Here is a 26,281-nt window from a genome sequence, read left to right as displayed (position 1 = left end):
TGTTTGTGCACTTCGACAGACATTGAAAAACAATATTTTTTTGTTTCCCAACTACTGCGAGTGCCCACACAGTTTGCTTGATAGATTGTTAAAGAGCGTTGACCTTTATCGGGTCAGGGCTGCGTATTCTACGCCGTCCTTTTAATTCGTCAAGCGTTAAAACCGAAGTTTTTTTGCCGCTTGCGACCCGGCGGGTTGCGCCGTGTCAGTGGATGCGCATTATAGGCAGCCGCGTTTTTTGCGCAAGGGCTTTTTTGTGAAAAACATCACTTTCGGGGCCGTTTGCCTATATCCCAAGCAAAAGCACAGGTTAGACACAGGGTTACCCACAATTCAGTGGCTCTGGTGACCCAGGCTATTGATATTTCCCAGGGTCAACTCGCCGAATGCCAGCACCTCACCACCGAAAGCTTGCGCAAATCGTTCGGCCACGTTCCGCTGTTTGAAGCTGGCCAGGGTCGGTCCCATGGCGCCGCTTTGGCGTGAACCCACCACATACCAGGCGGTTTCGGCATCGATAAAATGTTCGTCATCCGGCTTGTCCCAGGGAGTCTGGCCCATGTCGTGCACCCAAATCTGCTGGCGTGCATGCCGATTTTCCGGATCCAACGCCCAGTTCAACAGCTCCCGGGTAGAGCAGAACTTGCGGATTTCCTCCGCACCTTGCTCGTAGGCCTCGCCCTTGGGGCCGGGAAAGCGACTGATCACCATGCCACACAGATGGCACTCGTCCCCCCGCTCTATCGCCACCGCCTGCCTGATCTGGGCCTCGACATGACTTTCACCACAACCGGCCAGCAGCAGTACCGAGAATAAAAGACCGTATAACCGCATGAATTAAATCCTTAGCAATGAACGTTGAAACAGGAACCGGGCCAGCCCCATTATGCTGCCTAGCCATAGCAACAGCCCCGCCAGCAAGCCGGCCGGTTCCAACCCCAGGCTGCTGCCGGCCGCCAGCACTCCGGTTTTGACTTCCGCCGACGACAGCAGGCCGAGATTAAAGATGCGGAAAATATCGGCCGGGTTGAGCAGCATCAGGTAGGGCAAGGACGCGAAGTCCAGCCTTTCGGGCAATCCGATCAGCAATCCCAGCATCAGCAGGTCGAACACCACCACGAAGAAAAACCAGAGTATCAGCGAGGCGCCGGCGGCCTTGGCCTTTTCATTTACCCAGCCACTCAGGGCATAGGCCATGGCGAGGAAAATCCAGCCCAGCAGCACGGCCGACAGGATCAGGGCAGCAAAGAGGTACAGTACCACCCCGGTGTCGAGCGCTGGGGTCAGCAGCAACAGGGTCAGGGCGGCGCTGCCGAAGCCCAGTGCGGTGGCTGCCGCCAGCATCAGTGCCTGGCCGATGAACTTGCCCAGCAGCAACTGCCCGGGCGTGATGGGATAGGTCAGCAGCAGCAGCAGGGTACCCCGCTCGACCTCGCCGATCAGAGCATCATGGCCCAGCATCAACGCAATCAACGGCAGTATCACCACCGCCAGGCTGGCCAGGCTGGCCAGGGTCGACTCAATACTGGTAAAGCCGACCAGCCCCGAGGCGACCCCGCCGAAATAGGCCAGACCGACGGCCTGCCCCCACAACATGAGGGTAATCGCCAGTATCCAGCGATTGCGGATACCATCCAGCCACTCCTTACGAGCAATGGTCAGTAGTATGGTCATCGGCGGCTCCGTAACAGATATGTTGATACAACTCGGGCAGATTGGGCTGTTGCCAGTGGAAGTGCTCCACCCCGGGCAAGCGGCAGATCACCTCTGCCAGCACCTTCTGCTGTTCGGGGCTGGCCTGCAACCTGATATGCCCGGACTCTGCTTGCCGAACCAGGCGCTGGTATTGTGCGGGCAGGGCCGCTTGCAAATTGGTGCCGTGCAGGGTCAAGGTCACCGGCAGTTGCGACTCGGCCCTCAGGGTGGATAGGTCGCCGACCGCCAGTACCCGTCCCTGTCCCATCACCGCGACCCGGTCGAGATAAGGCTCGACCCCCGCCAACACATGGGAGCAGAGGATGATGGCGCAGCCCCGTTGACGCAGTTCCTCGATCTGCCGGTAAAAGTGCTGGGTCGCCAGCGGGTCCAGGCCGACCGTCGGCTCGTCCAGCAGCAGGACTCGCGGCTCCCCCAGCAACGCCTGGGCCAGACCCAGCCGCTGTCGCATGCCTTTGGAATAGGTTTTGACACGCCGTTCGGCGGCCTCCTTCAACCCCATTTGCTCGAGCAAGGCCACGCCTTGCAAGGGGGTTATTCCCTTCAAGCGGGCCAGATAGCCGATCACTTCGGCACCGGTAAGCTGGTCATAGAAGCTGACGTTTTCCTGCAGGAAGCCGATATGCCTGCGCTGGCCGCGAAAGTCGGTCCTGGCCGGATCCTCCCCCATCACCCGCACTTCACCGCCATCGGGCCGGAGCAGGCCCAGTATCAGCTTGATGGTGGTGGTCTTGCCGGCCCCATTGTGGCCGAGCAGCCCCAGCACTTCGCCTTCGGCGACTTCCAGCGATACCCCTTTCAGGGCCGCCTTGCCGGCAAACTGCTTACTGAGCTGTCGTAAGTGAATGATACTCATGGCTCCTCCTCGCTTCGGGCAGGCCCATCAGCGGGAACGAGTCCCGCACACCAGACCCCTTGAACACTGGGAATTGTTGCTGTATCCAGCGCAACAGGTTGACCACGGGCGCATTCATCAGCCAACGGGCCGCAGGGTATTGCCACAGCACCCGGTCCATACCGTCATTGGGCTCATGGACGATATCGCCCAGACCGTCCTGGTTCAGATCCCAGCCCTGATAATCGCTCCAGTAATTACCCTGCCCTTGATGGGACCATTCCTGGGAACGGTTGGAGACATAACGTACCTGGGTGCGGTTGCCGACCAGGGCATTGCCGAAAATCCGGTTCTGCTCCGAGCCCGCCGTCATATGGATGCCCAGATCGCTGTGACCCAGCCAGTTGCCGCTGATCTCGTTGCCCACCACATGGTAGGCGAACAGCGCCTTGCCCTCGGCGCCCCGCGGGTTGAGCAGATGGCTGTTGGCCCTGACGCCCGCCACCCTGTTGTTGCTGATGGTGGAATAGGTGATGTAATTCATCAGGATGCCGTAGTTCTCATCCTGCTCGGATACATTGTCGACCACGGTGAGGAAGCGGGACTGCATTAGGGCATAGCCGGTGCGGGTCTCACGGGTGTAATTGGCCACCACCTCGTTGTGGTTGGAGTACATATAGTGGATGCCGTAGCGCAGTTCGCTCAGGTGGTTGCCGGCCAGCCGGTTGTGGTTGCTGTAATCGATATAGATGCCGTCCCGTACCCGACGGATACGGTTGCCGGCCACCTCGCTCTCGCCGACGTTGAACAGATGGATGCCGTTGCCCCTGTCCTGGGAGCGCAGGCGGTGATCTCCCTCGATATCGTTGTCATAGAGGCGGATACGGCTGACCCTGTCGGCCCAGATGCCAAAGCCCGGGCCACGCAGGCGCAGATGGGCAACCTCGGTACCGTCGGCGTTGTCGCTGATAAAAACCCCCGCGTCCAGCGTGCCCAAATCCTTACCCCAGTTGCGGACTTCAAGATGGGAAACCTGGATGCCGGGGGCATCCAGATAGAGGCCATGGCCTTGGCCACCGGCGTCGATCACCGCCCCCGGCTCGCCCAGCAGGGTCAGGGGCTGCCCGATGCGCAACGCCGGGTAGATGCCGGGAGCCAGCCGCACGGTTTCCCCCGCCGGTACCTCGGCCAGCCCGGCCACGGAGGCCGGCGTCAACCGGACCTCCGCCGCCAGCGGCCAGGCGAGCAACAGCAAGAAAAGCCATAGCCTGTTCATGACGGACCTTACGCCGGCTCGACGAACATGCGGCCCACCATCTCCATGTGCAGGGCATGGCAGAACCAGTTGCAGTAATACCAGTGCACCCCGGGCTTGTCGGCAACGAAGGTGATGGAAGAAGTCTGCTGGGGGCTGATCTCCATGCTTACCCCGTGGTTAACCATGCAGAAGCCGTGGGTCACGTCCTCGATCATGTCCAGATTGGTCACCACCACCGTCACCTCGTCCCCCTGTTTGACGGTGAACTCCTGGATGCCGAAGGTGGGCGCCACCGAGGTCATGTAGACCCGCACCTTGTTGCCGTCGCGGATCACCTTGTTGTCCCGCTCCAGGGTCACGCCGTCCCGGGCCGCCATGGCCACGGTCTCGGCGAAGAAGGGATCCTGGCGGTCCCAGATTTTCTTGGGATTGAGCATGTTGCGCTTGATCAGGATGCAGTCATGGGGCTCGGCGAAGGTGGGTCCGTCGTGCACCAGCTTCATTTCCTCGCCGGAGATGTCGATCAACTGATCGTTTTCCGCGTGCAGCGGCCCTACCGGCAGGAAGCGGTCCTTGGAGAACTTGCACAGCACGATCAGCCACTTGCCGTCCGCATCCCGGGCCTCGGTATGGGAAGCGTGGTTATGACCGGGCTGGTACTGCACGTCCAGCTTCTGGCGGATGTAGTTGACGTCCTCGCCGTTGTAGGCACGCACCGCGTCGGCCAGGTTCCACTTCACCACCTGGCTGTCGATAAAGAGGGTGGTATAGGCATAGCCGCGTCCGTCGAAGGTGGTGTGCAGCGGCCCCAGGCCCAGTTCGGGCTCGGCGGCGATCACCGCCCGGGGATCCTCGAACTTGTCGTCGAACAGCTCATCCAGCTTGGCGATCTCGATCATGGATACCGTCGGCGACAGCTTGCCGTTGGCGATGAAGTACTTGCCGTCGGGCGAGGTATTGAGCCCGTGGGGGTTCTTCGGCACCGGAATGTACCGGGTCAGGGGGGAACCCTTGCGGCCGTCCAGCACCGGCACCTTGGCATCGCCGAGGTGGGTGAAGTCGCCGGCCTGGATCGCCGCCTCGATACGGGGGATGTTGAACACCGTCACCCAGTCCCGTTCGTTGCGCATCATGCCGCCCAGATCGGTGGCGCCTTCCGAGTTGTAGCAGGTAGAGGCGGCGTACTTGCCGGTGAAACAGGCGTCGCAATTGTCCAGGTTGCCGTCCACAATGACCTGGAAGGCCACGGCCATGGTCTCGGCGTCCACGGCATTGAACATGGTGAACTTGTCGGCGGCATCCAGGTCGGCCAGGTTGCTGCCGTCGTTCGGGTGGGGGATGATGTACTCGGCATTGCAGAACACGTACTTGGTATGGGGCACCTTCTGCAGCCGCAGACCGTGGATGGCCTGCACATTGGGGATGGTGACCATCTTGTCGCACTTCATGATATCCAGGCGGATACGCGCCACCCGGCTGTTGGCCTTGTCGTTGATAAACAGGTACTTGCCGTCGTAGTGGCCGTCGGTCATGGAGATATGGGGATGGTGACAGTCGCCGTTGAGGTACTTGCTGCTCTCCCCCATGATCCGCTTGCTCTCGTCGGTCAGGCCCCAGCCGGTGGCCGAGTCCACGTTGAACACCGGGATGCGCATCAGCTCGCGCATGGAGGGCACGCCCAGCACCCGCACTTCGCCCTGGTGGCCGCCGCTCCAGAAACCGTAGTATTCATCCAGCTCGCCGGGCGCCACGTGGCCATTCTGCGCCGCCGCCGCCAACGCCGGTGACGATGCCAGACTCAGGCCACCGCCCGCCGCCGCCGTGGCCAGCAGGGCGGAGGATCCCCCCAGAAACAGCCGTCGGCTCAGTTTGAGGTGTTCACTCAACTCTTCATGCTTGCTCATTAGACTCTCCTTGTAGTCCGGGCGTATCCACATTGGTCACTTTGATCCGGGCCGCGCCCCGTTCCAGCTCGCGCTGGCGGCGTTTCTTGGCCTTTATTACCAGAGGCGGACATTTACGTTGGTGGTAGTAGGTTGTCTGGCAGTCCAGACAGTGGTGGCATTCGTTGGCGTTGATGCGCCCGTCGGGATGAATGGCCTGCACCTCGCACTCCTTGGCGCAAAGCTGGCAGGGCGTCCCGCATTCCTGCCGGCGTTTGAGCCAGTCGAACAACCGGAGCCGGGCCGGCACGGCGAGTGCGGCGCCCAGCGGGCAGATATAGCGGCAATAGGCCTTGCGCACGAACAACGACAGCAGCACCCAGCCCAGGGCATAGAGCACATAGCCCCACTCGCGCATGAAACGCAGCGTCATCGCCGTCTTGAAGGGCTCCACTTCCGCCGCCTGCTCCGCCAACGCCAGGGACTGCAACGACAACCCGAACAGGCCCAGCAGGAGCAAGTACTTGAGTGCCCACAGCCGCTCGTGCAGGGCGAAAGGCACCGTGAACTGTTTTATTTTCAGCTTGCGCGCCGCTTCGTTGACCAGCTCCTGCAGGGCACCGAAGGGGCAGAGCCAGCCGCAGAAAATGCCCCGCCCCCACAGCAGCAGGGTCAGGGCGACGAAGCTCCACAGGATGAACATCATGGGATCGAGCAGGAAGGATGACCACTGGAAGCCGGTAAAGAGGGCGTGCAGAAAGGTGAACACATTGACGATCGACAGCTGGGCCAGACTGTACCAGCCGATGAAGAACAGCGTATAGCAGAGATAGCCGATACGCAGCCGGTGCAGCAGTCTCGGATGCCGTACCAGCCAGTCCTGCAGGAAGAGGATGATCACCAGCACCAGCAGGCCCACGCCCAGCACCGCTATCGGCACCGCCTTGTGCTGCCAGACGCTCACCCACAACGGGGTCTCCTCTTCGGACCAGCTTGGCTCGGCAGCCGCCATCGGTCCGGGCAGTTCGAGATAAGCTTCGGGCAGTTGGTAGTCGGCATAGAAGCTGGCAAATTCGCTGTCCAGGGCCCCTACCTGGCGCCGCACCATCAGCTCGAACTGCCAGGGACGGGTCAGATCCAACGCACGATCGCGGGCGATAAAGATCGCCAGCTCGCCGAAGGCGGGTGTGCCTTCCACCTGCAGATCGGAAGGGGCCAGCCGCTGGTAGTCCATGTCGCGGAAGGCGATTTCCTCGCTCCCCTGCCACAGGCGGATACGATCGAAGATGCCACCGCGTACAAAGCCGTTGCCGCGGAAGCTGTAGTCGCCGCTGGCCACCACCAGTATCGGCTGATCGCCGGGTTCGAGCGTGGCCATCAGCCGTTCATGCTGCTGCTGGCCCAGCAGGTTGATGCCGGCGTCCGCCACCCCGAGCGGGGCAAAGTACAGCTCCATAAAACGGGCGTCGGGCACCGCCGGCGCGGAGCGGGAAGCCGCCCGGGTACCGGCAAAGGCCTGCTCCACTTCCCCTTCGGTCAGGCGCAGGGGGCGGATCAGCTGTCGTTCGTTCAGTTCGACCCAAGTGCGGGGCTGCCATTCGGGCCTCAGGGTGGCGGGAGTCGCGGTTTGCTCGGGGAAGGACTCCACATTCCCCTCGGCCAGGGTCGCCTGGACCGTGCGCAGTGCCCGCATGATGGTCTGGTTGATCACCATGACGGTCACTGTGGCCCCGGTGACGCCATCGACCGAATGGATATCATCCCGGCGGGACAAGCCCACCTGCACCCGCTCGCGGGCATCGATACCCCGGTACTGGTTGACGAACTCGGTCAGTTTGAATTCGGGAATGCCGATCAGCAGTATCGGCTCATGGTGCTCGACCACCCGGCTGTGCTCCAGCCGGCCATGCTCGTCCATCGCCAACAGCAGCTCCACCGGCTTGCCGGAATAGGCGGGAATATCGGCGAACTGACGGGAAAGAAAGGCGTATCGGACGCGCCTGTCGTCGGGAATAATTCGCCAACCACTGAAGGGAACAGAGATGGGTTCAATGGCTGCCTGAGGGTACCAATCGGCCAGCAGCCTGGGTGCATCGGCTCGGGGGTCGGCATTGGTGGCGCCGTTCAACGCCACCAACAGCAGTAAGGAGGCAAGCAGCCGAGCCAGCAACATAGAGGGAAGCCATAATTGTCATTTCAGTTGCACAATATAATGTTAAAAAAAGGCAATGCCCGGGTTGATCCAGATCAGAGGCAGGGAAGTAAGCTGAAAATAAACAATGAGGAGGTGAACGCAGGAGCAGGAAAAGAAAAAGCCGGGCGAACCCGGCTTTTATTTTTTATTCTTCAGAAGCGGCTACTTCTGTGGCCTCGACGTCGCGACCTACCAGCTCGATATAAGCCATAGGGGCGTTGTCGCCGGCACGGAAACCACACTTCAGGATGCGGGTGTAACCACCCGGACGCTCCTGGTAGCGGGGTCCCAGTTCGTTGAACAGTTTGCCAACTACTTCGCTGTCGCGAGTACGGGCAAATGCCAGGCGACGGTTAGCAACGCTGTCGCTCTTGGCCAGTGTGATCAGAGGTTCAACCACACGACGCAGCTCTTTAGCCTTGGGCAGAGTCGTCTTGATAACTTCATGACGAACCAAGGAGCTGGCCATGTTACGGAACATCGCCTGACGATGGCTGCTGTTCCGGTTAAGTTGACGACCACTCTTACGATGGCGCATGACCTAATCCTTCCTAACTAAATCTGTAAAACCCGTGATCCGGTTTATTCATCAGCGATGCTGGCAGGCGGCCAGTTCTCCAGGCGCATGCCCAGAGACAAACCACGAGACGCCAACACGTCTTTAATCTCGGTAAGAGATTTTTTACCCAGGTTGGGAGTCTTCAGCAGCTCCACCTCGGTACGCTGTACCAGATCACCAATGTAATGGATCGCTTCTGCCTTCAGACAGTTCGCAGAGCGAACGGTCAGTTCCAGATCGTCGACAGGACGCAGCAGGATAGGATCGAACTCAGGCTTGTCTTCTTTCTCTTCCGGTTCGCTCACGTCACGCAGATCGACGAAGGCTTCCAGTTGTTCGGCCATGATGGTGGCCGCACGACGGATGGCTTCTTCCGGATCCAGGGTGCCGTTGGTTTCCATGTCGATAACCAGCTTATCCAGATCGGTACGCTGTTCAACACGGGCCGCCTCAACATTGTAGGCGATACGAACCACGGGGCTGTAGGCCGCATCCAGCAGCAAGCGACCAATAGGACGCTCATCGTCTTCGGTATGGGCACGGGCGGCGGCGGGAATATAGCCACGGCCGCGCTGCACTTTCAGACGCATGCTGATTTCGGCCTCATCCCCTGTCAGATGACAGATGATGTGCTCTGGGTTAACGATCTCAACGTCATCACCATGGGTGATGTCGCCTGCAGTTACGGGACCTGCACCAGTTTTGGTCAGAGAAAGGGTGACTTCGTCCTTGCCTTCCAGCTTCACAGCAACCTCTTTGAGGTTCAGCAGGATTTCCAGGATATCTTCCTGGATACCTTCCTTGCTGCTGTACTCGTGCAATACACCGTCGAGTTCAACTTCGGTGATGGCACAGCCCGGCATGGAAGAAAGCAGAATACGACGCAGCGCATTACCCAATGTATGACCAAAGCCACGCTCCAGCGGCTCGAGAGTCACTTTGGCATGAGTCGGGCTGATCTGTTCGATATCAACCAGACGCGGCTTAAGAAAATCTGTTACAGAACCCTGCATTGTGTCCTCTCTTTGAAGCTAGCTTTACTTAGAGTAAAGCTCGACGATCAGCTGTTCGTTAATCTCGGCAGACAGGTCGCTACGTTCAGGCAGACGCTTGTAAACGCCTTGCATGTTGGTAGCGTCAACTTCTACCCAGGTCGGCTTTTCACGTTGACCGGAAACCTCAAGAGCGGCTTTGATCCGGGCTTGCTTCTTGGCCTTCTCACGAATGCTGACTACGTCCTCGGGAGAAACTTGGAAGGAAGGAATGTTCACAACCTTACCGTTCACCAGGATAGCCTTGTGGCTAACCAGCTGACGAGACTCGGCGCGGGTAGCACCAAAGCCCATGCGGTAAACTACGTTGTCCAGACGACCTTCCAGCAGCTGCAGCAGGTTCTCACCAGTGTTGCCTTTCAGGCGAGCAGCTTCTTTATAGTAGTTGCGGAATTGCTTTTCCAGCACGCCGTAGATACGACGAACTTTCTGCTTTTCACGCAGCTGTACACCGTAGTCGGACAGACGCGGCTTGCGGGCGCCATGTTGACCGGGTGCGGTATCAATTTTACATTTTGAATCGATCGCGCGAACGCCTGACTTCAGGAAGAGGTCAGTGCCCTCGCGACGGCTCAGCTTGAGCTTGGGACCCAGATATCTTGCCATGTTCTTTCTCCAACTATCCTACAAGAAGGGTTATACGCGACGCTTCTTGGGAGGACGACAACCGTTGTGCGGGATGGGAGTCACATCGGTGATGTTGGTGATGCGGAAACCTGCCGCATTCAACGCACGGATGGATGACTCACGGCCCGGACCCGGACCTTTCACCATTACTTCCAGGTTCTTAACACCGTATTCCTTGGCAATCTCACCGGCACGCTCGGCAGCTACCTGAGCAGCGAACGGGGTGGATTTGCGGGAACCACGGAAACCTGAACCGCCGGCGGTTGCCCAAGACAGAGCATTACCCTGACGATCGGTAATAGTTACTATGGTGTTGTTGAAAGATGCATGAACGTGGGCAATGCCATCGCTCACCTGCTTTTTGATGCGCTTACGTGCACTACGAGCCGGAGTTTTAGCCATGATCTACCTTCCCGTTATTTCTTGATCGGTTTACGAGGACCTTTACGCGTGCGAGCGTTGGTCTTGGTGCGCTGACCGCGAACGGGTAGGCTGCGACGATGACGCAGACCTCGGTAACAACCCAGGTCCATCAGACGCTTGATGTTCATGGAGACTTCGCGACGCAGGTCACCTTCTACGGTGAACTTCGCGACTTGCTCACGCAGAGATTCTACCTGAGCTTCATCCAATTCTTTAATTTTCACATCCTCAGCGATACCGGCTGCAGCACAAATGGCTTTAGAGCGGGTACGGCCGACGCCATAAATCGCAGTTAACGCAATAACTGCATGTTTATGGTCAGGAATGTTAATGCCAGCGATACGGGCCACTATGCACTCCTACAAAATAACAAATAATAAGCCATTACAAAGCCCGTCTAGGATACGTAATGACTACACATACACCCAACAAAGGTGGCTGGCTACTTTAGCCAGCTCGCCTTTAATTTTCAAGTTAAACCGTAACTTTTTTAGCCTTGGCGCTGTTTATGCTTAGGCTCGCTGCAGATCACCCGCACCACACCGTGGCGCTTGATGATTTTGCAGTTACGGCAAATTGCCTTAACGGAAGCACGGACTTTCATTGCTTAACTCCGTAAATAACCGAACCTTAACGGTTGTAACCCTTCAGGTTCGCTTTTCTCAGGACATCGCCATACTGATGGGACATCATGTGGGTTTGCACCTGAGCCATGAAATCCATGATGACGACCACAATAATCAACAGCGAGGTACCGCCAAAGTAGAACTGGACGTTCCAGGCTGTCATCAAAAACTGTGGAACCAAACAGACAAAGGTAATGTACAGGGCACCGACCAGAGTCAGGCGAGTCATCACTTTGTCTATATAGCGCGCTGTCTGCTCACCCGGACGGATCCCCGGGATGAAAGCACCACTCTTCTTCAGGTTGTCTGCCGTCTCGCGCGGATTGAACACCAGCGCGGTGTAGAAGAAACAGAAGAAGATGATGGCAGCGGCATACAACATTACGTACAGCGGCTGGCCAGGCTGCAGCGTGAGCGACAGCTCTTGCAGCATGTTGGCGAACCACCCCTGTCCCTGCCCGAACCAGGAGGCCACGGTACCAGGGAACAAAATAATGCTGGATGCAAAAATTGCCGGAATAACCCCCGCCATGTTCACTTTCAAGGGCAGGTGTGTACTCTGTGCCGCGAACACCTGGCGACCCTGTTGACGCTTGGCATAGTTCACCACAATGCGGCGCTGACCACGTTCAACAAAGACCACGAAATAGGTTACCGCAAACACAATCACGGCCAGCAGCAACAGCAACAGAATGTGCAATTCCCCCTGACGCGCCTGCTCTGCCGTGGCACCAATGGCCGATGGCAGACCGGCAACGATACCCACGAAGATAATCAACGAGATACCATTGCCAATGCCTCGTTCGGTAATCTGCTCACCCAACCACATCAGGAACATGGTGCCGGTGACCAGACTCACCACCGCCGTGAAATAGAAACCAAAGCCCGGGTTAACCACGAGCCCCGGCATCATATTCGGCAGACCGGTGGCGATACCGATGGCCTGGATGGTGCCCAGAACCAGAGTACCATACCGGGTGTACTGACTGATCTTGCGACGGCCAGATTCACCTTCCTTCTTGAGCTCGGCCAAGGTGGGGTGAACCACAGTCAGCAACTGGATGATAATGGACGCAGAAATATACGGCATTATCCCCAGCGCCAGTATGGACGCTCGTTCCAGAGCGCCACCACTGAACATGTTGAACATTTCAATGATGGTGCCCTGTTGTTGCTGGAACAAGTCGGCAAGTACGGCGGCGTCAATCCCAGGAATAGGCACATAGGAGCCGGCGCGAAAGACAACGATCGCGATCAGAACGAAAAGCAGACGGCTTTTCAGTTCACTCAGCCCGCCCTGTGCGTTTTTAGCATCTAATCCTGGTTTTTTGGCCATAGTACTTATTATTCCTCGATTTTTCCGCCGGCGGCTTCGATGGCTGCACGTGCACCTTTGGTGACGCCCAGGCCAACAACAGTGACTTGACGGTCAATAGTGCCAGACAGAACCACTTTGGCAAACTGGATGTTCTTGGTGATCACGCCAGCTTGCTTCAGGGTGTTCAGATCCACCACTTCGCCTTCAACTTTCGCCAGTTCGCTCAGACGCACTTCTGCACTGACCAGGCCTTTGCGCGAAGTAAAACCAAACTTCGGCAGACGCTGTTTCAGCGGCATCTGACCGCCTTCGAAACCGTTACGAACCTTACCACCGGAACGGGACTTCTGGCCCTTGTGGCCGCGGCCACCGGTTTTACCCAGACCAGAACCGATACCACGACCTACACGCTTGGCGGAAGGCTTGGAGCCGGCGGCAGGAGACAGAGTATTCAAACGCATGCGATTACTCCTCAACCTTAACCATGTAGTAAACCTGGTTGATCATACCGCGAACGCAAGCTGTATCTTCCAGCTCAACGGTGTGACCAATGCGACGCAGACCCAGGCCACGCAGCGTTGCCTTATGCTTAGGCAGACGGCCGATGGAGCTACGAGTCTGAGTTACTTTTACAGTCTTGTTAGCCATGGCGCATTACCCCAGTATTTCGTCAACGCGCAGACCACGCTTGGCAGCGACTTGCTCGGGCGACTTCATGTGAGTCAGAGCGTCGATGGTAGCGCGAACTACGTTGTTCGGGTTGGTGGAACCGTAAGTCTTGGCCAGTACGTTATGCACACCAGCTACTTCCAGCACGGCACGCATGGCGCCACCGGCGATGATACCGGTACCTTCGGAAGCAGGCTGCATGAACACGTTGGAACCGGAGTGACGACCCTTGACCGGATGGAACAAGGTGCCGTTGTTCAGACCAACGGTACGCATGTTACGACGAGCCTGTTCCATAGCCTTTTGAATGGCGGCAGGAACTTCACGGGCTTTACCGTAACCGAAACCGATACGACCGTTACCATCACCTACCACAGTCAATGCGGTGAAGGAGAAGATACGACCACCCTTTACAACTTTTGATACACGGTTCACTGCAATGAGCTTTTCTTGCAGTTCACCGGCTTGAGCTTCGATTTTTGCCATTTTCGACTCCACCCTTAGAACTGAAGACCAGCTTCACGAGCAGCAGCAGCCAAAGCGGCTACACGACCGTGATATTGGAAACCGGAACGGTCAAAAGCGACGTTGGTCACGCCCTTTTCCAGTGCGCGCTCGGCGACAGTTTTACCGACTAACGCGGCGGCATCGATGTTACCGGTGTATTTCAACTGTTCGCGAACTGATTTTTCCACGGTAGACGCGGAAGCCAGAACGGCAGAACTGTTGTGTGCAATAACCTGTGCATAGATGTGGCGCGGAGTACGGTGAACCACCAGGCGAGTCGCACCCAGTTCCAGCATCTTTTTGCGTGCTTTAGTAGCACGGCGGATACGAGCTGCTTTTTTGTCCATAGTGTTACCTTACTTCTTCTTAGCCTCTTTGCTGCGGACCTGCTCGCCGAAATAGCGAACACCTTTGCCTTTGTAGGGCTCGGGTTTACGGTACGCACGAATATTGGCAGCAACCTGACCGATCAGCTGTTTGTCTGCAGACTTGAGAACGATCTCGGTCTGGGAAGGACATTCAGCGGTCACGCCTTCAGGCAGTGCATGCTCAACCGGGTGAGAGAAACCCAGAGACAGCGCAACGGCGTTGTCTTTGATCTGGGCGCGATAACCTACACCAACCAGCTGCAGCTTGCGTTCGAAGCCTTGGGTAACACCAACAACCATGTTGTTGACCAGGGCACGGGCAGTACCGGCCTGAGCATTGGCGCCGTCCACGTTGTCACGAGGAGCGAACTTCAACAGGTTGTCTTCCTGGCTGATTTCAACAGCAGCATTGAGGGTACGATTCAGAGTACCTTTACCGCCCTTGATGGTAATTTCCTGACCGTTCAACGTCACTTCTACGCCGGCAGGAATTTCGATAGGTGCCTTAGCAACGCGAGACATATCCTACTCCTTAAGCAACGTAGCAGATGATCTCACCGCCCATACCGGCTTTACGCGCGGCACGGTCAGTCATCACACCTTTAGACGTGGAAACGATAGCCACACCCATACCTGCCATCACTTTCGGCAGTTCGTCGCGCTTCTTGTAGATGCGCAGACCGGGGCGGCTGACGCGCTGGATCATTTCAACCACGGGCTCGCCTTGGAAGTACTTGAGAGTCACTTCCAGTTCGGCCTTGGTTTCACCGGCGACATTAAAGTCAGTAATGTAACCTTCTTCTTTCAGTACCTGGGCAATAGCCACTTTGACTTTGGAAGAAGGCATGGTGACAGCAACTTTGTTGGCTGCCTGACCGTTGCGGATGCGGGTCAGCATATCCGCGATCGGATCTTGCATGCTCATTGTGTATTACTCCCGTGTTCGCTTACCAAGAAGCCTTCTTCAGGCCCGGAATTTCACCCTTCATCATCAGTTCGCGCACCTTGATGCGGCTCAGACCGAACTTCCGCAGGAAACCGTGCGGACGACCGGTGATGTTGCAGCGGTTACGCTGACGAGAGGGGCTTGCGTCACGGGGCAGTTGCTGCAGTTTCAGCACCGCTTCCCAACGCGCTTCGTCAGAAGTGTTCACGTCGGAAATGATGTCTTTCAGTGCATGACGCTTGGCTGCGTACTTGTCAGCCAGCTTTGCGCGCTTGACTTCGCGAGCTTTCATTGATTGTTTTGCCATAACCCTACACCTTACTTACGGAATGGGAAGTCAAAGGCAGCCAGCAGAGCACGACCTTCTTCGTCTGACTGGGCAGTGGTGGTGATGGTGATGTCCAGACCACGCACACGATCTACCTTGTCATAATCGATTTCAGGGAAAATGATTTGCTCACGCACGCCCATGGAGTAGTTACCACGACCATCGAACGATTTCGGGTTCAGGCCACGGAAGTCACGGATCCGGGGGATAGAGATGCAAATCAAACGCTCCAGGAACTCCCACATACGCTCGCCGCGCAGAGTTACTTTACAACCAATGGGGTAGCCTTCACGGATTTTGAAGCCAGCAACGGATTTACGAGCTTTGGTGATCAACGGCTTCTGACCGGAAATGGCGGCCAGGTCGGCAGCAGCATTGTCCAGGATCTTTTTATCAGCCAGGGCTTCACCCACACCCATGTTCAGGGTGATTTTCTCAATCCGAGGGACTTGCATGATAGTCTTGTACCCGAACTGGCTAGTCAGTTCTTTTACTACATTTTCGTTGTAGTAATCATGCAGTTTCGCCATCGTATAAACTCCAATTACTTCACAAGTTCGCCGGTGGATTTGAAGAAACGAACTTTTTTGCCGTCTTCAATCCGGAAACCTACGCGGTCAGCTTTGCCGGAGGCAGAGTTGAACAGCGCAACGTTAGAAACGTCAATAGGTGCTTCCAGGTCGATGATACCGCCAGCCTGACCCAGTTGGGGCACGGGCTTCTGGTGTTTCTTGACCAGGTTGATACCTGAGACGATAACCTTACCTTCGCTGACCAGGACTTTGGTGACGGTGCCACGCTTGCCCTTGTCTTTGCCGGTAAGAATGATGACTTCGTCATCGCGACGGATTTTTGCTGCCATCGTTGACTCCTTACAGTACTTCAGGTGCCAGTGAAACAATCTTCATAAACTTCTCAGAGCGAAGTTCACGAGTCACCGGTCCAAAAATACGAGTACCGATCGGCTGGTGATTGTTGTTCAAAATCACGGCCGCATTACGGTCGAAACGGATGACAGAGCCGTCCGGACGACGAACGCCTTTACGAGTGCGTACGACCACCGCGTTCATTACATCACCTTTTTTAACCTTACCGCGCGGAATTGCTTCCTTGACGGTAACCTTGATGATGTCGCCGATGCCGGCGTAACGGCGGTGCGAACCACCCAGGACCTTAATACACATTACGCTGCGCGCACCGGAATTGTCGGCCACGTCCAGCATACTTTGCATTTGGATCATGTTAGTGCTCCGCTAAAGTGACTACTTTAAAACCCTTTCGGGATATTGGCTGCCATTGAAGGCGCGGCATTATATCACCATGGATCCAGAAAAGGTAGTGTAAAAAACAAACGGCCCATCGCTGGGCCGTTTGACCGGGTAAGTATACCAGAGATCGTCAGGCTTTAACCGGACGCTCAATGATTTTTACCAGAGTCCAGGACTTGGTCTTGGACAGCGGGCGGCATTCGCGAATGGTCACGACGTCGCCAGCCTTGCACTCATTGTTTTCGTCATGAACGTGCAGCTTGGTAGTGCGCTTGATGTACTTCCCGTAGATCGGGTGCTTCACGAAGCGGTTGATAGCCACAGTGATGGACTTGTCCATCTTGTCGCTGACTACCAGGCCCTGCAGAGTACGAATGTTTTGTTCGCTCATCTTAGGCACCTGCCTTTTCATTCAGAACAGTCTTAACACGCGCGATGTCGCGACGTACCGTTTTGAGGTTGTGAGTCTGAGCCAGCTGGCCGGTGCTTGCTTGCATGCGCAGGTTGAACTGCTCACGCAGCAGGCCCAGCAGCTCCTGGTTCAGTTCTTCAACACTCTTTTCACGCAGATCTTGTGCTTTCATCACATCACCGTCCGAGTTACGAAAGTGGTCCTAACCGGCAGCTTGGCAGCCGCCAGTGCAAAGGCTTCGCGAGCCAGTGACTCAGGTACACCGTCCATCTCGTACAGGACACGACCCGGCTGGATCTGGGCAACCCAGTATTCCACGTTACCCTTACCTTTACCCATACGTACTTCCAGGGGCTTCTCGGTAATGGGCTTGTCCGGGAAAATACGGATCCAGATTTTGCCTTGACGTTTAACGTGACGAGTCATCGCACGACGTGCTGCTTCGATCTGACGAGCAGTGATACGTCCACGAGTGGTCGCCTTCAGACCAAAGGAACCGAAAGAAATCAGGTTGCCTGAGGTTGCCACGCCGCGGTTGCGGCCTTTGTGGACTTTACGGAATTTCGTACGTTTTGGTTGCAACATGTCCGAGTCTCCTTACTTACCGCGGCCTTTGCGCTTGGGCTTGGCCGGGGCTTGCGGCTCCTGGGCAACGGCCTGCAGGCCACCCAGTACCTCACCCTTGAAGATCCAAACCTTTACGCCAATGATGCCGTAAGTGGTAGATGCTTCAGAAGTTGCGTAGTCGATGTCGGCACGCAGGGTGTGCAGAGGCACACGACCTTCACGGTACCATTCGGTACGCGCGATTTCAGCGCCGCCCAGACGACCGCTCACTTCCACCTTGATGCCTTTGGCGCCGATGCGCATGGCGTTCTGTACCGCGCGCTTCATGGCACGACGGAACATAACGCGGCGCTCCAGCTGGGAGGCGATAGAATCGGCTACCAGCTGACCGTCCAGCTCAGGCTTACGCACTTCGGAAATGTTGATCTGAGCAGGCACGCCAGCCAGGGTGGCGACATGCTTGCGCAGTTTTTCCACGTCTTCGCCTTTCTTGCCGATCACGACACCGGGACGAGCGGTGTGAATGGTCACACGGATGCTCTTCGCCGGACGCTCGATCACGATCCGAGAAACGGAGGCGTTTTTCAGTTCCTTGTTCAGGTACTGACGTACTTGAAAATCGCTGTGCAGGTTGTCAGCGAAGTCCTTGGTATTCGCAAACCAGGTCGAGTTAAAAGGCTTGGTGATCCCTAAGCGAATACCATTCGGGTGTACTTTCTGGCCCATTGCTTATCTCCTAGCCTCTTAGCGGTCGGACACAACCACAGTGATGTGGCTGGTACGCTTCATGATACGGTCCGCGCGGCCCTTGGCACGAGGACGAATACGCTTCATGGTGGGACCCTCGTCAACGAAGATCTTGGCCACTTTCAGCTCATCGATATCCGCACCTTCATTGTGCTCGGCATTGGCAATGGCAGATTCCAGAACCTTCTTCACCAGAACGGCAGCCTTTTTCGGGCTGAAAGCCAGGACATTCAGTGCCTTGTCTACGGACAGACCGCGAACTTGATCGGCTACCAGGCGCGCCTTCTGGGCAGAAGTACGAGCAAAGCGGTGTTTAGCTATAGCTTCCATCTGTTACCCCTTAACGCTTCTTGGCCTTCTTATCAGCGGCATGGCCGCGATAAGTACGAGTCGGTGCAAATTCACCCAGCTTGTGACCGATCATTTCATCGGAAACGTAGACAGGTACGTGCTGACGACCATTATGGACAGCGATGGTCAAACCGATCATGTTCGGAATGATCATTGAACGACGGGACCAAGTCTTAATTGGTTTTTTATCCCCGCTTTCCACCGCTTTCTCTACCTTCTTCAGCAAGTGCAGGTCGATAAACGGACCTTTCTTGAGAGAACGTGGCATGGTGATACCTCTAAAAAACTATTACTTGTTACGGTGACGTACCACGAACTTGTCGGTACGCTTGTTTTTACGGGTTTTGGCGCCCTTGGTCGGTTTACCCCAAGGAGTAACCGGGTGACGGCCACCAGAGGTACGACCTTCACCACCACCGTGCGGGTGGTCTACCGGGTTCATCGCCACACCACGTACGGTCGGGCGAACACCACGCCAGCGCTGAGCACCGGCTTTACCCAATTGACGCAGCATGTGCTCGGCGTTGCCCACTTCACCCAGGGTGGCGCGGCACTCGGCCAGTACTTTACGTACTTCGCCGGAGCGCAGGCGCAGGGTGACATAGCTACCTTCACGCGCCAGGATCTGGGCGTAGGTACCGGCGGAGCGAGCGATCTGCGCGCCTTTGCCAGGCTTCATCTCGATGGCGTGCACTGTGCTACCCACGGGGATGTTGCGCATCGGCAGGCAGTTGCCGGCCTTGATCGGGGCAGCATCACCGGACAGCAGCTGATCGCCGGCCTGAACGCCTTTCGGGGCCAGGATATAGCGACGCTCGCCGTCTGCGTACAGCACCAGGGCGATGTTGGCGGAGCGGTTCGGATCATATTCCAGACGCTCGACCTTGGCCGGGACACCGTCTTTGTTGCGCTTGAAGTCAACGATACGGTAGTGCTGCTTGTGACCACCACCGATATGACGGGTGGTGATGCGGCCAGCGTTGTTACGACCACCAGACTTGGACTTTTTGTCCAGCAGGGCGGCAAACGGCTTGCCTTTGTACAGTTCCGGGTTGGTTACCTTGACCACATGACGGCGACCCGGAGAAGTAGGCTTACATTTTACGACTGCCATTAGATATTACTCCTCTCTTACTCGGCACCGCCGATGAAGTCGATGTCCTGACCTTCTTTCAGGGTCACGTAGGCTTTTTTCCAGTCGGAACGTTGGCCCATGCGGTTACCGGTGCGCTTGGTTTTACCCTTGACCAGCAACGTGCGAACATCTTTAACTTCAACTTCGAACAGCTTCTCGACCGCGGCCTTTACTTCAGCCTTGGTAGCGTCCTTGGCAACCTTGAACACGATAGTGTTGGTCTTTTCAGCCACCATGGTGCTTTTTTCAGAGATATGCGGCGCCTTCAGAACTTTCAGAATACGCTCTTCACGGATCATGCCAGCATCTCCTCGATTTGCTTAACTGCGTCGGCAGTTACCAATACCTTGTCGAACGCGATCAGAGAAACGGGGTCGATACCGGCCACGTCACGCACGTCAACCTTGTACAGGTTGCGGGCGGCCAGGAACAGGTTCTCGTCCACTTCGGCAGTCACGATCAGCACATCGCTCAGATCCCACTGCTTCAGCTTGGCAACCAGCTCTTTGGTTTTCGGCGCTTCAACACCGAACTTCTCAACCACGATCAGACGCTCTTGACGTACCAGCTCGGAGAGGATGCTCTTGATGGCACCACGGTACATCTTCTTGTTGACCTTCTGGCTGTGATCCTGCGGCTTGGCCGCGAAAGTCACACCACCGGAACGCCAAATCGGAGAGCGGATGGTACCGGCACGGGCCCGGCCAGTGCCTTTTTGACGCCACGGTTTTTTACCGCCGCCAGACACTTCGGAACGGGTCTTCTGAGCACGAGTACCTTGACGAGCGCCTGCTGCATAGGCCACAACAACCTGGTGCACCAGCGCTTCGTTGAACTCACGCCCGAAGGTAGTTTCGGAAACTTCAAGAGCGCCTTGCGCGTCTTTCATTACCAATTCCATTACTATCTCCTCAGACGTTACGCTTTAACGGCAGGTTTAACGATGACGTTGCCGTTAGTCGCACCCGGGACTGCACCTTTGATGAGCAGCAGGTTGCGATCAACATCAACGCGGACCACTTCCAGGTTTTGCGTGGTTACACGCTCAGCACCCATGTGACCGGCCATTTTCTTGCCTTTGAACACGCGGCCCGGAGTCTGGTTCTGACCGATGGAACCCGGAGCGCGGTGAGACAAGGAGTTACCGTGGGTCATGTCCTGAGTGCGGAAGTTCCAGCGCTTAACGGCGCCAGCGAAGCCCTTACCTTTGGAAGTACCGGTAACGTCTACTTTCTTGACATCGGTGAAGATGTCTACTTTCAGCTCGGCACCGACTTCGATGCTCTCGCCTTCGCCTGAACCCAGGCGGAATTCCCACAGACCGCGGCCCGCTTCAACACCGGCTTTAGCGAACAGACCCGCTTCCGGCTTGGTGATGCGGTTAGCTTTCTTGGTGCCAGTGGTCACCTGAATGGCAGCATAGCCATCCTTTTCCAGTGTTTTCACCTGGGTAACACGGTTGGCATCTACTTCGATAACGGTGACCGGGATGGACACGCCGTCTTCGGTGAAGACACGGGTCATACCCAGCTTACGACCTACTAGACCGATTGCCATTGATAAAACCTCTTTCCGTTATTAGCCCAGGCTGATCTGGACGTCTACGCCAGCAGCCAGATCCAGTCGCATCAGAGCATCGACAGTTTTGTCAGTCGGCTCGACGATATCAACCAGACGCTTGTGAGTGCGAATTTCATACTGATCACGTGCATCTTTGTTCACGTGTGGAGAAATCAGTACGGTGTAACGCTCTTTGCGCGTCGGCAGCGGGATGGGACCACGAACCTGGGCGCCAGTGCGCTTGGCAGTTTCTACGATCTCCGCAGTAGACTGGTCGATCAGACGATGATCGAACGCCTTCAGGCGGATACGAATTCTTTGGTTCTGCATTACCAGAGCTCCAATTGGGTAAAGAACATAAAATCAGCACCGCCAGCCCTTTCAAATAAAAGAGGGGGTGTGATTTAACAACGGTGCCCACCATATCGGGGGCCTGTAAAGAGCCAGGAGCTACCTGACGTGAGCCTGTCGGCTCGCCCGGTAATAAACCAAGCGAGCGGCATTATACTTATCTGGCCGGCAGTTGCAAGCCGGCCGGGTTATTTTTAAGCAACTTTCGTCTTGCCGATCAGGCCGGACTTGCCCTTCAGCATGATCTCCAGCGCCACCTCGTCACAGGCGTGCTGACGCGGGCAGAGATCACAGTCCTTCATCACCTTCTCGGGCAGCAGGGTCTTGCTGGTGGTGCTGAAACCGAGCTTCATAAAGAATTCCGGCACCCGGGTCAGCACTATGACCCGGTCGATGGCCATGTCCTCGGCTTTCTTGAGGATTTTCTCCACCAGCGCCCTACCCTGGCCCTGGCCCTGGAAGCCGGGCTCCACGCCCAGGGAGCGGATTTCCGCCAGGCCGGTGTCGTACACATAAAGGGAGGCACAGCCGCTGATCTGGCCCTGGGTTTCGGCCACGGCGAACTCGCCCACCGCCTGCACCAGCTCCTTGCGGGTACGGGGCAGGTTCTCGCCGATATTGGCCCAGTAGTTGACCATGCGCTCGATGGCGTCCAGATCGGTGAGGCGGGCGCTGCGCACATGGATACCGGAGGTATCACGTTGCGTCAGCCGGCGCTCGGCGCTGGTAAGGGCGAACTCCACCTGGGCCGGCGCGGCGCCGCCCAGGGCGCAGCGGCTGGCCAGGCTGGACTCCAGCGACAGCCGGGGATAGACGTCTTCCTCGATCACCGGGCTGAATTGCTTGAAATCTTCCAGCGGCAGCTCTTCCATCGGCAGCTTCTTGCCGATGGCGTGCACCACTATGGCGCCGACGATATGGTGCGCCTCGCGGAAGGGGATACCCTTGGACACCAGGTAATCGGCCATCTCGGTGGCGTTGGAATAGCCGCCCTGGGCCGCTTCCCGGGTTTTTTCCTCGTTGACCCTGATGCCGTGCAGCACCATCTCGGCCATTTCCAGGCAGTCGTACCAGGTATCCAGGGCATCGAACAGCCCTTCCTTATCTTCCTGCATGTCCTTGTTGTAGGCCAGGGGCAGTGCCTTCAGGGTCATCATCATGCCCGCATAGGCACCGAACACCCGCCCGCTCTTGCCGCGGATCAGCTCCAGCGCATCCGGGTTCTTCTTCTGCGGCATCAGCGAGGAGCCGGAGGTCACCCGGTCGGACAGCTCGAGGAAGCCGGACTCGCCGGAGTTGTAGAAGATCAGATCCTCGGCGAAGCGCGACAGGTGCATCATGGAGTTGGCGGCACAGTTCATCAGCTCCAGCACGTGGTCCCGGTCGGATACCGAGTCCAGGCTGTTGCGAGTGGGCGAAGAGAAGCCGAGGGAGTGGGCCAGCTCGTGCCGGTCGATGGGGAAGCCGGTGCCGGCCAGGGCACCGGAGCCCAGGGGGCAGGTGTCCATGCGCTTGTAGGCGTCCTGCAGCCGTGTGAAGTCCCGCTCCAGCATTTCCACATAGGCCAGGCACCAGTGGGCGAAGGTGACCGGCTGGGCCCGCTGCAGATGGGTGTAGCCGGGCAAGACGGTGGCCTGCTGCTGGCGCGCCACGGTAACCAGCTGTTTCTGCATGGCGTCCAGCTTGGCCAGCAGCGGCGGCACCTGCTGCTTGCACCACAGCTTGAGATCGGTGGCCACCTGGTCGTTGCGGCTGCGGCCGGTGTGCAGCTTCTTGCCCAGGTCGCCGACCGCGGTGATCAGATGCCCTTCCACCCAGGAGTGGATGTCTTCCGCGTCGGAGTGCAGGATCTGGTTGGGATCCTCCATCACCTTGAGCTTGAGATCGTTGAGCGCCAGCTCAATCTTCTGCTGCTCTTCATTGGTCAGCACCCCGGTCTTGGCCAAGGCCCGGGACCAGGCGATGGAGCCGACGATGTCCTGCTCCGCCAGACGATAGTCGAAACGCAAAGAATCATTGAACTGCTTGAACTTGGCATCTGCCGCCTGGCTGAAACGCCCACCCCAAAGTGCCATAACCTTTTTACTCCTTGACGACATTACTGAATTCGGTCCTGTGACGGTTGCACAGGTGATAGACCGGCGGGCCGAACTGGTTCGGCCCGGGCTGCATATGCAGAGTGCGGCCATTATATAAACACAGGGGGCGTTATGCCCCCTTTATCTTTTGCTGCCAGATATCCTGGCCATAAGCGGTAAACCGCTCGCCTGTCTCTTGGTCAGCAATCTTCGTTGACTGTTGATCCAAGCAGTTGTCGACCAACTGGGATTGCCTCTTTAATCTACGGTTACAGTAAAGCACCGGACCAGTGACCAAAGCGCCAGCCTGTCGACCTGTAGCTCTCTATTTAAAAGGGGGCCTCAGCCCCCTTTGTCATCTTTTGTTTATTTCTGCTGGTTTTTCAGTGCCTTGATCCGGCTGGCCAGGGAGTACAGGCGGATAAAGCCTTCGGCGTGGCTCTGATCGTACACCTCGTCCTCGCCAAAGGTCGCGAACTCCTCGGAGTACAGGCTGTTGGGCGAGCGCTTCTTAATGGCGGTAACCTGGCCCTTGTACATCTTCAGCACCACTTCACCGGACACGTCCTCGGCGATGGCTTCGGCAGAGGCCAGCAGCGCCTTGCACAGCGGGGTGAACCAGCGGCCGTCGTACACCAGGTGGGAGAACTCGGCGCCCACCTTCTCGCGCCAGGCGCGGGTCGGCTTGTCCAGCACCAGTTCCTCGACGGCGCGCAGGGCGGCCATCATCACGGTGCCGCCGGGGGTTTCGTAGCAGCCGCGGGACTTCATGCCCACCAGGCGGTTCTCGACGATGTCGACCCGGCCCACGCCGTGCTTGGCGGCGCGCTCGTTCAGGGTCATCAGCACCTGGTAGGGGCTCATGGCCTGGCCGTCGACGGCGACCACGCGGCCCTTTTCCACGGTCAGGGACAGGGTCTCGGCCTTGTCCGGGGCCTGCTCGGGGGAGACGGTCCAGGTCCAGGCCTGCTCGGAGGGCTCGTTCCAGGTGCTTTCCAGCTCGCCGCCCTCGGTGGAGATGTGCCAGGCGTTGGCGTCGCGGGAATAGATTTTGGTGGCGCTGGCGGAGGTGGGGATCTTGCGCTCGGCCAGGTAGGCCAGCAGCTCTTCACGGCTGCGCATGGTCCAGATCCGCCAGGGGGCGATAATGGCCAGCTGGGGAGCCAGGGCGGCCACGGCGCCTTCGAAACGCACCTGGTCGTTGCCCTTGCCGGTGCAGCCATGGGAGATGGCGTCGGCGCCTTCGGCCAGGGCCACTTCCACCATCGCCTTGGCGATCACCGGACGGGCCATGGAGGTGCCCAGCAGGTAGGTGCCTTCGTAGATAGCGCCGGTGGTCAGGGTCGGGTAAACGTAGTCGTTGACGAATTCGTCTTTCAGGTCCGCCACTATGCACTTGGAGGCGCCGGAAGCGATGGCTTTCTGCTCGACACCTTCCAGATCTTCGGCCCCTTGGCCCACATCGGCCACGAAAGCCACCACTTCACAACCTTCGTAGTTCTCTTTCAGCCACGGAATGATGGCAGAAGTGTCCAGACCGCCGGAATAGGCCAGTACGATTTTTTTGAATTGGCTCATCAATGAATATCCCTGTTAATCAGTGTCAGCAGCACGGCATTCTGGACGTGCATGCGATTTTCAGCTTGGTCGAGGATCAGGGAGGCGGGGCCGTCCATTACCTCGGAAGTTATTTCCCACTCCCTGTGGGCGGGCTGGCAATGCAGCACCTGTTTGGCTCCGGTTTTGTCGAGCAGGGCCTGGTTGACCTGATACGGCATAAACACCGCTTTCACCTGCTCCAGCGGCGTATTATCGCCCATGGACACCCAGGTGTCCGTATAGATCACATCGACCCCCTCGATATCGTCGAGGCTGTCGGTCACCCTGATCTTGGCGCCGCTGACCGCGGCCAGGGCCTCGGCTTCCTTCAGGATCTGGGCATCCACATTGTGGCCACGGGGACACACTGCGGTGACGGTGGTGCCCAGGATGGCACCGGTCAGCAACAGGGAGTTGGTGACATTGTTGCCATCGCCCACGTAGGCCAGGTGCACCTTGCTCAGATCATCGTGATGCTCGGCGATGGTCATGTAGTCGGCCAGGGCCTGGCAGGGATGATACAGGTTGCACAGGGAGTTGATCACCGGCACGGTAGCATATTTTGTCATTTCCACCAGAGTCTGATGGTCGAATACCCGGGCCACGATGGCATCGCACCAGCGCGACAGGTTGGCGGCGAAGTCCTGTACCGTTTCCCGCTTGCCCATGGCGCCGTTCTGGCTGTCCAGGTAGACCGCATGGCCGCCCAGCTTGTTGATGCCGATGTCGAAAGTGACCCGGGTGCGCAGCGAGGGCTTTTCGAACAGGGTAACCACACTCTTGCCCTTGAGGGCTTCCGCGTACTTGGCCGGATGGGCCTTGATCTCCATGGCCAAAGCAAGGAGCTGTTCGATCTGCTCCTTGCTGTAGTCTTTCATACTCAATAAATGCTGCATAAGGCCTC

37 protein-coding genes are annotated in these 26,281 nt (G+C 57.4%); all 37 read right to left on the bottom strand.

Features of this window, described 5'->3' with window-relative positions:
* Positions 1-333 precede the first annotated feature (333 nt).
* Positions 334-834 carry a nitrous oxide reductase accessory protein NosL gene (locus JKV55_RS10445; RefSeq protein ID WP_202084973.1) on the bottom strand — a complete coding sequence of 167 codons (501 nt, stop codon included), beginning with the start codon at positions 832-834 and terminating at the stop codon, positions 334-336.
* A gap of 3 nt (positions 835-837) precedes the next feature.
* Entirely contained in the window at positions 838-1,674 is an 837-nt protein-coding gene (locus tag JKV55_RS10440) for an ABC transporter permease (RefSeq protein ID WP_202084971.1), read from the bottom strand.
* Positions 1,646-2,572 carry an ABC transporter ATP-binding protein gene (locus tag JKV55_RS10435; RefSeq protein ID WP_202084969.1) on the bottom strand — a complete coding sequence of 309 codons (927 nt, stop codon included), beginning with the start codon at positions 2,570-2,572 and terminating at the stop codon, positions 1,646-1,648. The genes JKV55_RS10440 and JKV55_RS10435 overlap by 29 nt, the downstream gene beginning before the upstream one ends.
* Positions 2,541-3,827: a nitrous oxide reductase family maturation protein NosD gene (locus tag JKV55_RS10430; RefSeq protein WP_202084967.1), complete on the bottom strand. Its 1,287-nt coding sequence runs from the start codon at positions 3,825-3,827 to the stop codon at positions 2,541-2,543. Before JKV55_RS10430 ends, JKV55_RS10435 begins: the two co-directional genes overlap by 32 nt.
* Positions 3,828-3,835: 8 nt before the next feature.
* The gene (nosZ, locus tag JKV55_RS10425) at positions 3,836-5,713 is read right to left on the bottom strand and encodes a TAT-dependent nitrous-oxide reductase (protein ID WP_202084965.1); all 1,878 of its coding nucleotides are present in this window, start codon (positions 5,711-5,713) and stop codon (positions 3,836-3,838) included.
* Positions 5,700-7,865 carry a NosR/NirI family protein gene (locus JKV55_RS10420; protein WP_202084964.1) on the bottom strand — a complete coding sequence of 722 codons (2,166 nt, stop codon included), beginning with the start codon at positions 7,863-7,865 and terminating at the stop codon, positions 5,700-5,702. Before JKV55_RS10420 ends, nosZ begins: the two co-directional genes overlap by 14 nt.
* Before the next feature lie 166 nt (positions 7,866-8,031).
* Positions 8,032-8,424 carry a 50S ribosomal protein L17 gene (gene rplQ / locus JKV55_RS10415; RefSeq protein ID WP_202084962.1) on the bottom strand — a complete coding sequence of 131 codons (393 nt, stop codon included), beginning with the start codon at positions 8,422-8,424 and terminating at the stop codon, positions 8,032-8,034.
* Positions 8,425-8,468: 44 nt separating this feature from the next.
* Positions 8,469-9,458 (bottom strand): DNA-directed RNA polymerase subunit alpha, encoded by a 990-nt coding sequence (locus tag JKV55_RS10410; protein ID WP_202084960.1) that lies wholly within the window; start codon positions 9,456-9,458, stop codon positions 8,469-8,471.
* Positions 9,459-9,482: 24 nt separating this feature from the next.
* Positions 9,483-10,103: a 30S ribosomal protein S4 gene (rpsD, locus tag JKV55_RS10405; RefSeq protein ID WP_202084958.1), complete on the bottom strand. Its 621-nt coding sequence runs from the start codon at positions 10,101-10,103 to the stop codon at positions 9,483-9,485.
* Between the two features lie 30 nt (positions 10,104-10,133).
* On the bottom strand, positions 10,134-10,526 hold the full coding sequence (gene rpsK / locus JKV55_RS10400; protein WP_094039369.1) for a 30S ribosomal protein S11: 393 nt from the start codon (positions 10,524-10,526) through the stop codon (positions 10,134-10,136).
* Positions 10,527-10,540: 14 nt separating this feature from the next.
* Entirely contained in the window at positions 10,541-10,897 is a 357-nt protein-coding gene (gene rpsM, locus JKV55_RS10395) for a 30S ribosomal protein S13 (RefSeq protein WP_106453806.1), read from the bottom strand.
* Positions 10,898-11,037: 140 nt separating this feature from the next.
* Positions 11,038-11,151: a 50S ribosomal protein L36 gene (gene rpmJ / locus JKV55_RS10390; protein WP_005319705.1), complete on the bottom strand. Its 114-nt coding sequence runs from the start codon at positions 11,149-11,151 to the stop codon at positions 11,038-11,040.
* Positions 11,152-11,177: 26 nt separating this feature from the next.
* A complete protein-coding gene (secY, locus tag JKV55_RS10385; RefSeq protein WP_202084944.1) occupies positions 11,178-12,509 on the bottom strand; it encodes a preprotein translocase subunit SecY in 1,332 nt (443 codons plus the stop codon).
* Positions 12,510-12,517: 8 nt separating this feature from the next.
* The gene (rplO, locus tag JKV55_RS10380) at positions 12,518-12,952 is read right to left on the bottom strand and encodes a 50S ribosomal protein L15 (protein ID WP_094039366.1); all 435 of its coding nucleotides are present in this window, start codon (positions 12,950-12,952) and stop codon (positions 12,518-12,520) included.
* Positions 12,953-12,956: 4 nt separating this feature from the next.
* A complete protein-coding gene (gene rpmD, locus JKV55_RS10375) occupies positions 12,957-13,139 on the bottom strand; it encodes a 50S ribosomal protein L30 (protein ID WP_014290666.1) in 183 nt (60 codons plus the stop codon).
* A 6-nt stretch (positions 13,140-13,145) separates the two neighbouring features.
* Positions 13,146-13,646 (bottom strand): 30S ribosomal protein S5, encoded by a 501-nt coding sequence (gene rpsE / locus JKV55_RS10370; protein WP_106730214.1) that lies wholly within the window; start codon positions 13,644-13,646, stop codon positions 13,146-13,148.
* Positions 13,647-13,660: 14 nt separating this feature from the next.
* On the bottom strand, positions 13,661-14,014 hold the full coding sequence (gene rplR / locus JKV55_RS10365) for a 50S ribosomal protein L18 (RefSeq protein WP_202084942.1): 354 nt from the start codon (positions 14,012-14,014) through the stop codon (positions 13,661-13,663).
* Positions 14,015-14,023: 9 nt separating this feature from the next.
* Positions 14,024-14,557 (bottom strand): 50S ribosomal protein L6, encoded by a 534-nt coding sequence (rplF, locus tag JKV55_RS10360; RefSeq protein ID WP_202084940.1) that lies wholly within the window; start codon positions 14,555-14,557, stop codon positions 14,024-14,026.
* A gap of 10 nt (positions 14,558-14,567) precedes the next feature.
* The gene (gene rpsH / locus JKV55_RS10355; RefSeq protein WP_106730217.1) at positions 14,568-14,960 is read right to left on the bottom strand and encodes a 30S ribosomal protein S8; all 393 of its coding nucleotides are present in this window, start codon (positions 14,958-14,960) and stop codon (positions 14,568-14,570) included.
* A gap of 22 nt (positions 14,961-14,982) precedes the next feature.
* The gene (gene rpsN / locus JKV55_RS10350) at positions 14,983-15,288 is read right to left on the bottom strand and encodes a 30S ribosomal protein S14 (RefSeq protein WP_202084938.1); all 306 of its coding nucleotides are present in this window, start codon (positions 15,286-15,288) and stop codon (positions 14,983-14,985) included.
* A gap of 11 nt (positions 15,289-15,299) precedes the next feature.
* Positions 15,300-15,839, bottom strand: a complete 540-nt coding sequence (gene rplE / locus JKV55_RS10345; protein WP_094039360.1) for a 50S ribosomal protein L5 — start codon at positions 15,837-15,839, stop codon at positions 15,300-15,302.
* A 14-nt stretch (positions 15,840-15,853) separates the two neighbouring features.
* On the bottom strand, positions 15,854-16,171 hold the full coding sequence (gene rplX / locus JKV55_RS10340) for a 50S ribosomal protein L24 (RefSeq protein WP_106730219.1): 318 nt from the start codon (positions 16,169-16,171) through the stop codon (positions 15,854-15,856).
* Positions 16,172-16,181: 10 nt separating this feature from the next.
* On the bottom strand, positions 16,182-16,550 hold the full coding sequence (gene rplN / locus JKV55_RS10335; protein WP_014290674.1) for a 50S ribosomal protein L14: 369 nt from the start codon (positions 16,548-16,550) through the stop codon (positions 16,182-16,184).
* A gap of 157 nt (positions 16,551-16,707) precedes the next feature.
* Positions 16,708-16,968, bottom strand: coding sequence for a 30S ribosomal protein S17 (rpsQ, locus tag JKV55_RS10330; RefSeq protein WP_202084929.1), 261 nt, complete (start codon positions 16,966-16,968; stop codon positions 16,708-16,710).
* 1 nt (position 16,969) lies between these two features.
* A complete protein-coding gene (rpmC, locus tag JKV55_RS10325) occupies positions 16,970-17,161 on the bottom strand; it encodes a 50S ribosomal protein L29 (protein ID WP_014290676.1) in 192 nt (63 codons plus the stop codon).
* Positions 17,161-17,574, bottom strand: a complete 414-nt coding sequence (rplP, locus tag JKV55_RS10320) for a 50S ribosomal protein L16 (protein ID WP_106453795.1) — start codon at positions 17,572-17,574, stop codon at positions 17,161-17,163. The genes rpmC and rplP overlap by 1 nt, the downstream gene beginning before the upstream one ends.
* A gap of 12 nt (positions 17,575-17,586) precedes the next feature.
* Positions 17,587-18,282, bottom strand: a complete 696-nt coding sequence (rpsC, locus tag JKV55_RS10315) for a 30S ribosomal protein S3 (RefSeq protein WP_096780101.1) — start codon at positions 18,280-18,282, stop codon at positions 17,587-17,589.
* 18 nt (positions 18,283-18,300) lie between these two features.
* The gene (rplV, locus tag JKV55_RS10310; RefSeq protein WP_094039354.1) at positions 18,301-18,633 is read right to left on the bottom strand and encodes a 50S ribosomal protein L22; all 333 of its coding nucleotides are present in this window, start codon (positions 18,631-18,633) and stop codon (positions 18,301-18,303) included.
* Positions 18,634-18,643: 10 nt separating this feature from the next.
* The gene (gene rpsS / locus JKV55_RS10305) at positions 18,644-18,922 is read right to left on the bottom strand and encodes a 30S ribosomal protein S19 (RefSeq protein ID WP_008486816.1); all 279 of its coding nucleotides are present in this window, start codon (positions 18,920-18,922) and stop codon (positions 18,644-18,646) included.
* Between the two features lie 21 nt (positions 18,923-18,943).
* Positions 18,944-19,768 (bottom strand): 50S ribosomal protein L2, encoded by an 825-nt coding sequence (rplB, locus tag JKV55_RS10300; protein ID WP_202084928.1) that lies wholly within the window; start codon positions 19,766-19,768, stop codon positions 18,944-18,946.
* Between the two features lie 17 nt (positions 19,769-19,785).
* Positions 19,786-20,088: a 50S ribosomal protein L23 gene (gene rplW, locus JKV55_RS10295; RefSeq protein ID WP_071473729.1), complete on the bottom strand. Its 303-nt coding sequence runs from the start codon at positions 20,086-20,088 to the stop codon at positions 19,786-19,788.
* The gene (rplD, locus tag JKV55_RS10290; protein WP_202084926.1) at positions 20,085-20,690 is read right to left on the bottom strand and encodes a 50S ribosomal protein L4; all 606 of its coding nucleotides are present in this window, start codon (positions 20,688-20,690) and stop codon (positions 20,085-20,087) included. Before rplD ends, rplW begins: the two co-directional genes overlap by 4 nt.
* A gap of 17 nt (positions 20,691-20,707) precedes the next feature.
* Complete coding sequence (rplC, locus tag JKV55_RS10285; RefSeq protein WP_202084924.1) at positions 20,708-21,346, bottom strand: 50S ribosomal protein L3; 639 nt, start codon at positions 21,344-21,346, stop codon at positions 20,708-20,710.
* Positions 21,347-21,367: 21 nt separating this feature from the next.
* The gene (gene rpsJ / locus JKV55_RS10280) at positions 21,368-21,679 is read right to left on the bottom strand and encodes a 30S ribosomal protein S10 (RefSeq protein ID WP_013343788.1); all 312 of its coding nucleotides are present in this window, start codon (positions 21,677-21,679) and stop codon (positions 21,368-21,370) included.
* 215 nt (positions 21,680-21,894) lie between these two features.
* Complete coding sequence (gene argH / locus JKV55_RS10275; protein WP_202084922.1) at positions 21,895-23,775, bottom strand: argininosuccinate lyase; 1,881 nt, start codon at positions 23,773-23,775, stop codon at positions 21,895-21,897.
* Positions 23,776-24,144: 369 nt separating this feature from the next.
* A complete protein-coding gene (locus JKV55_RS10270) occupies positions 24,145-25,356 on the bottom strand; it encodes an argininosuccinate synthase (RefSeq protein ID WP_202084920.1) in 1,212 nt (403 codons plus the stop codon).
* Complete coding sequence (locus tag JKV55_RS10265) at positions 25,356-26,273, bottom strand: ornithine carbamoyltransferase (RefSeq protein ID WP_202084917.1); 918 nt, start codon at positions 26,271-26,273, stop codon at positions 25,356-25,358. The genes JKV55_RS10270 and JKV55_RS10265 overlap by 1 nt, the downstream gene beginning before the upstream one ends.
* Between the last annotated feature and the right edge of the window lie 8 nt (positions 26,274-26,281).

It is taken from the genome of Zobellella iuensis (assembly GCF_016746085.1).
GTDB lineage: Bacteria > Pseudomonadota > Gammaproteobacteria > Enterobacterales > Aeromonadaceae > Oceanimonas > Oceanimonas iuensis.
The sequence above is the reverse complement of the archived record's forward strand: the minus strand, read 5'-3'. Positions and strand labels throughout refer to the sequence as shown.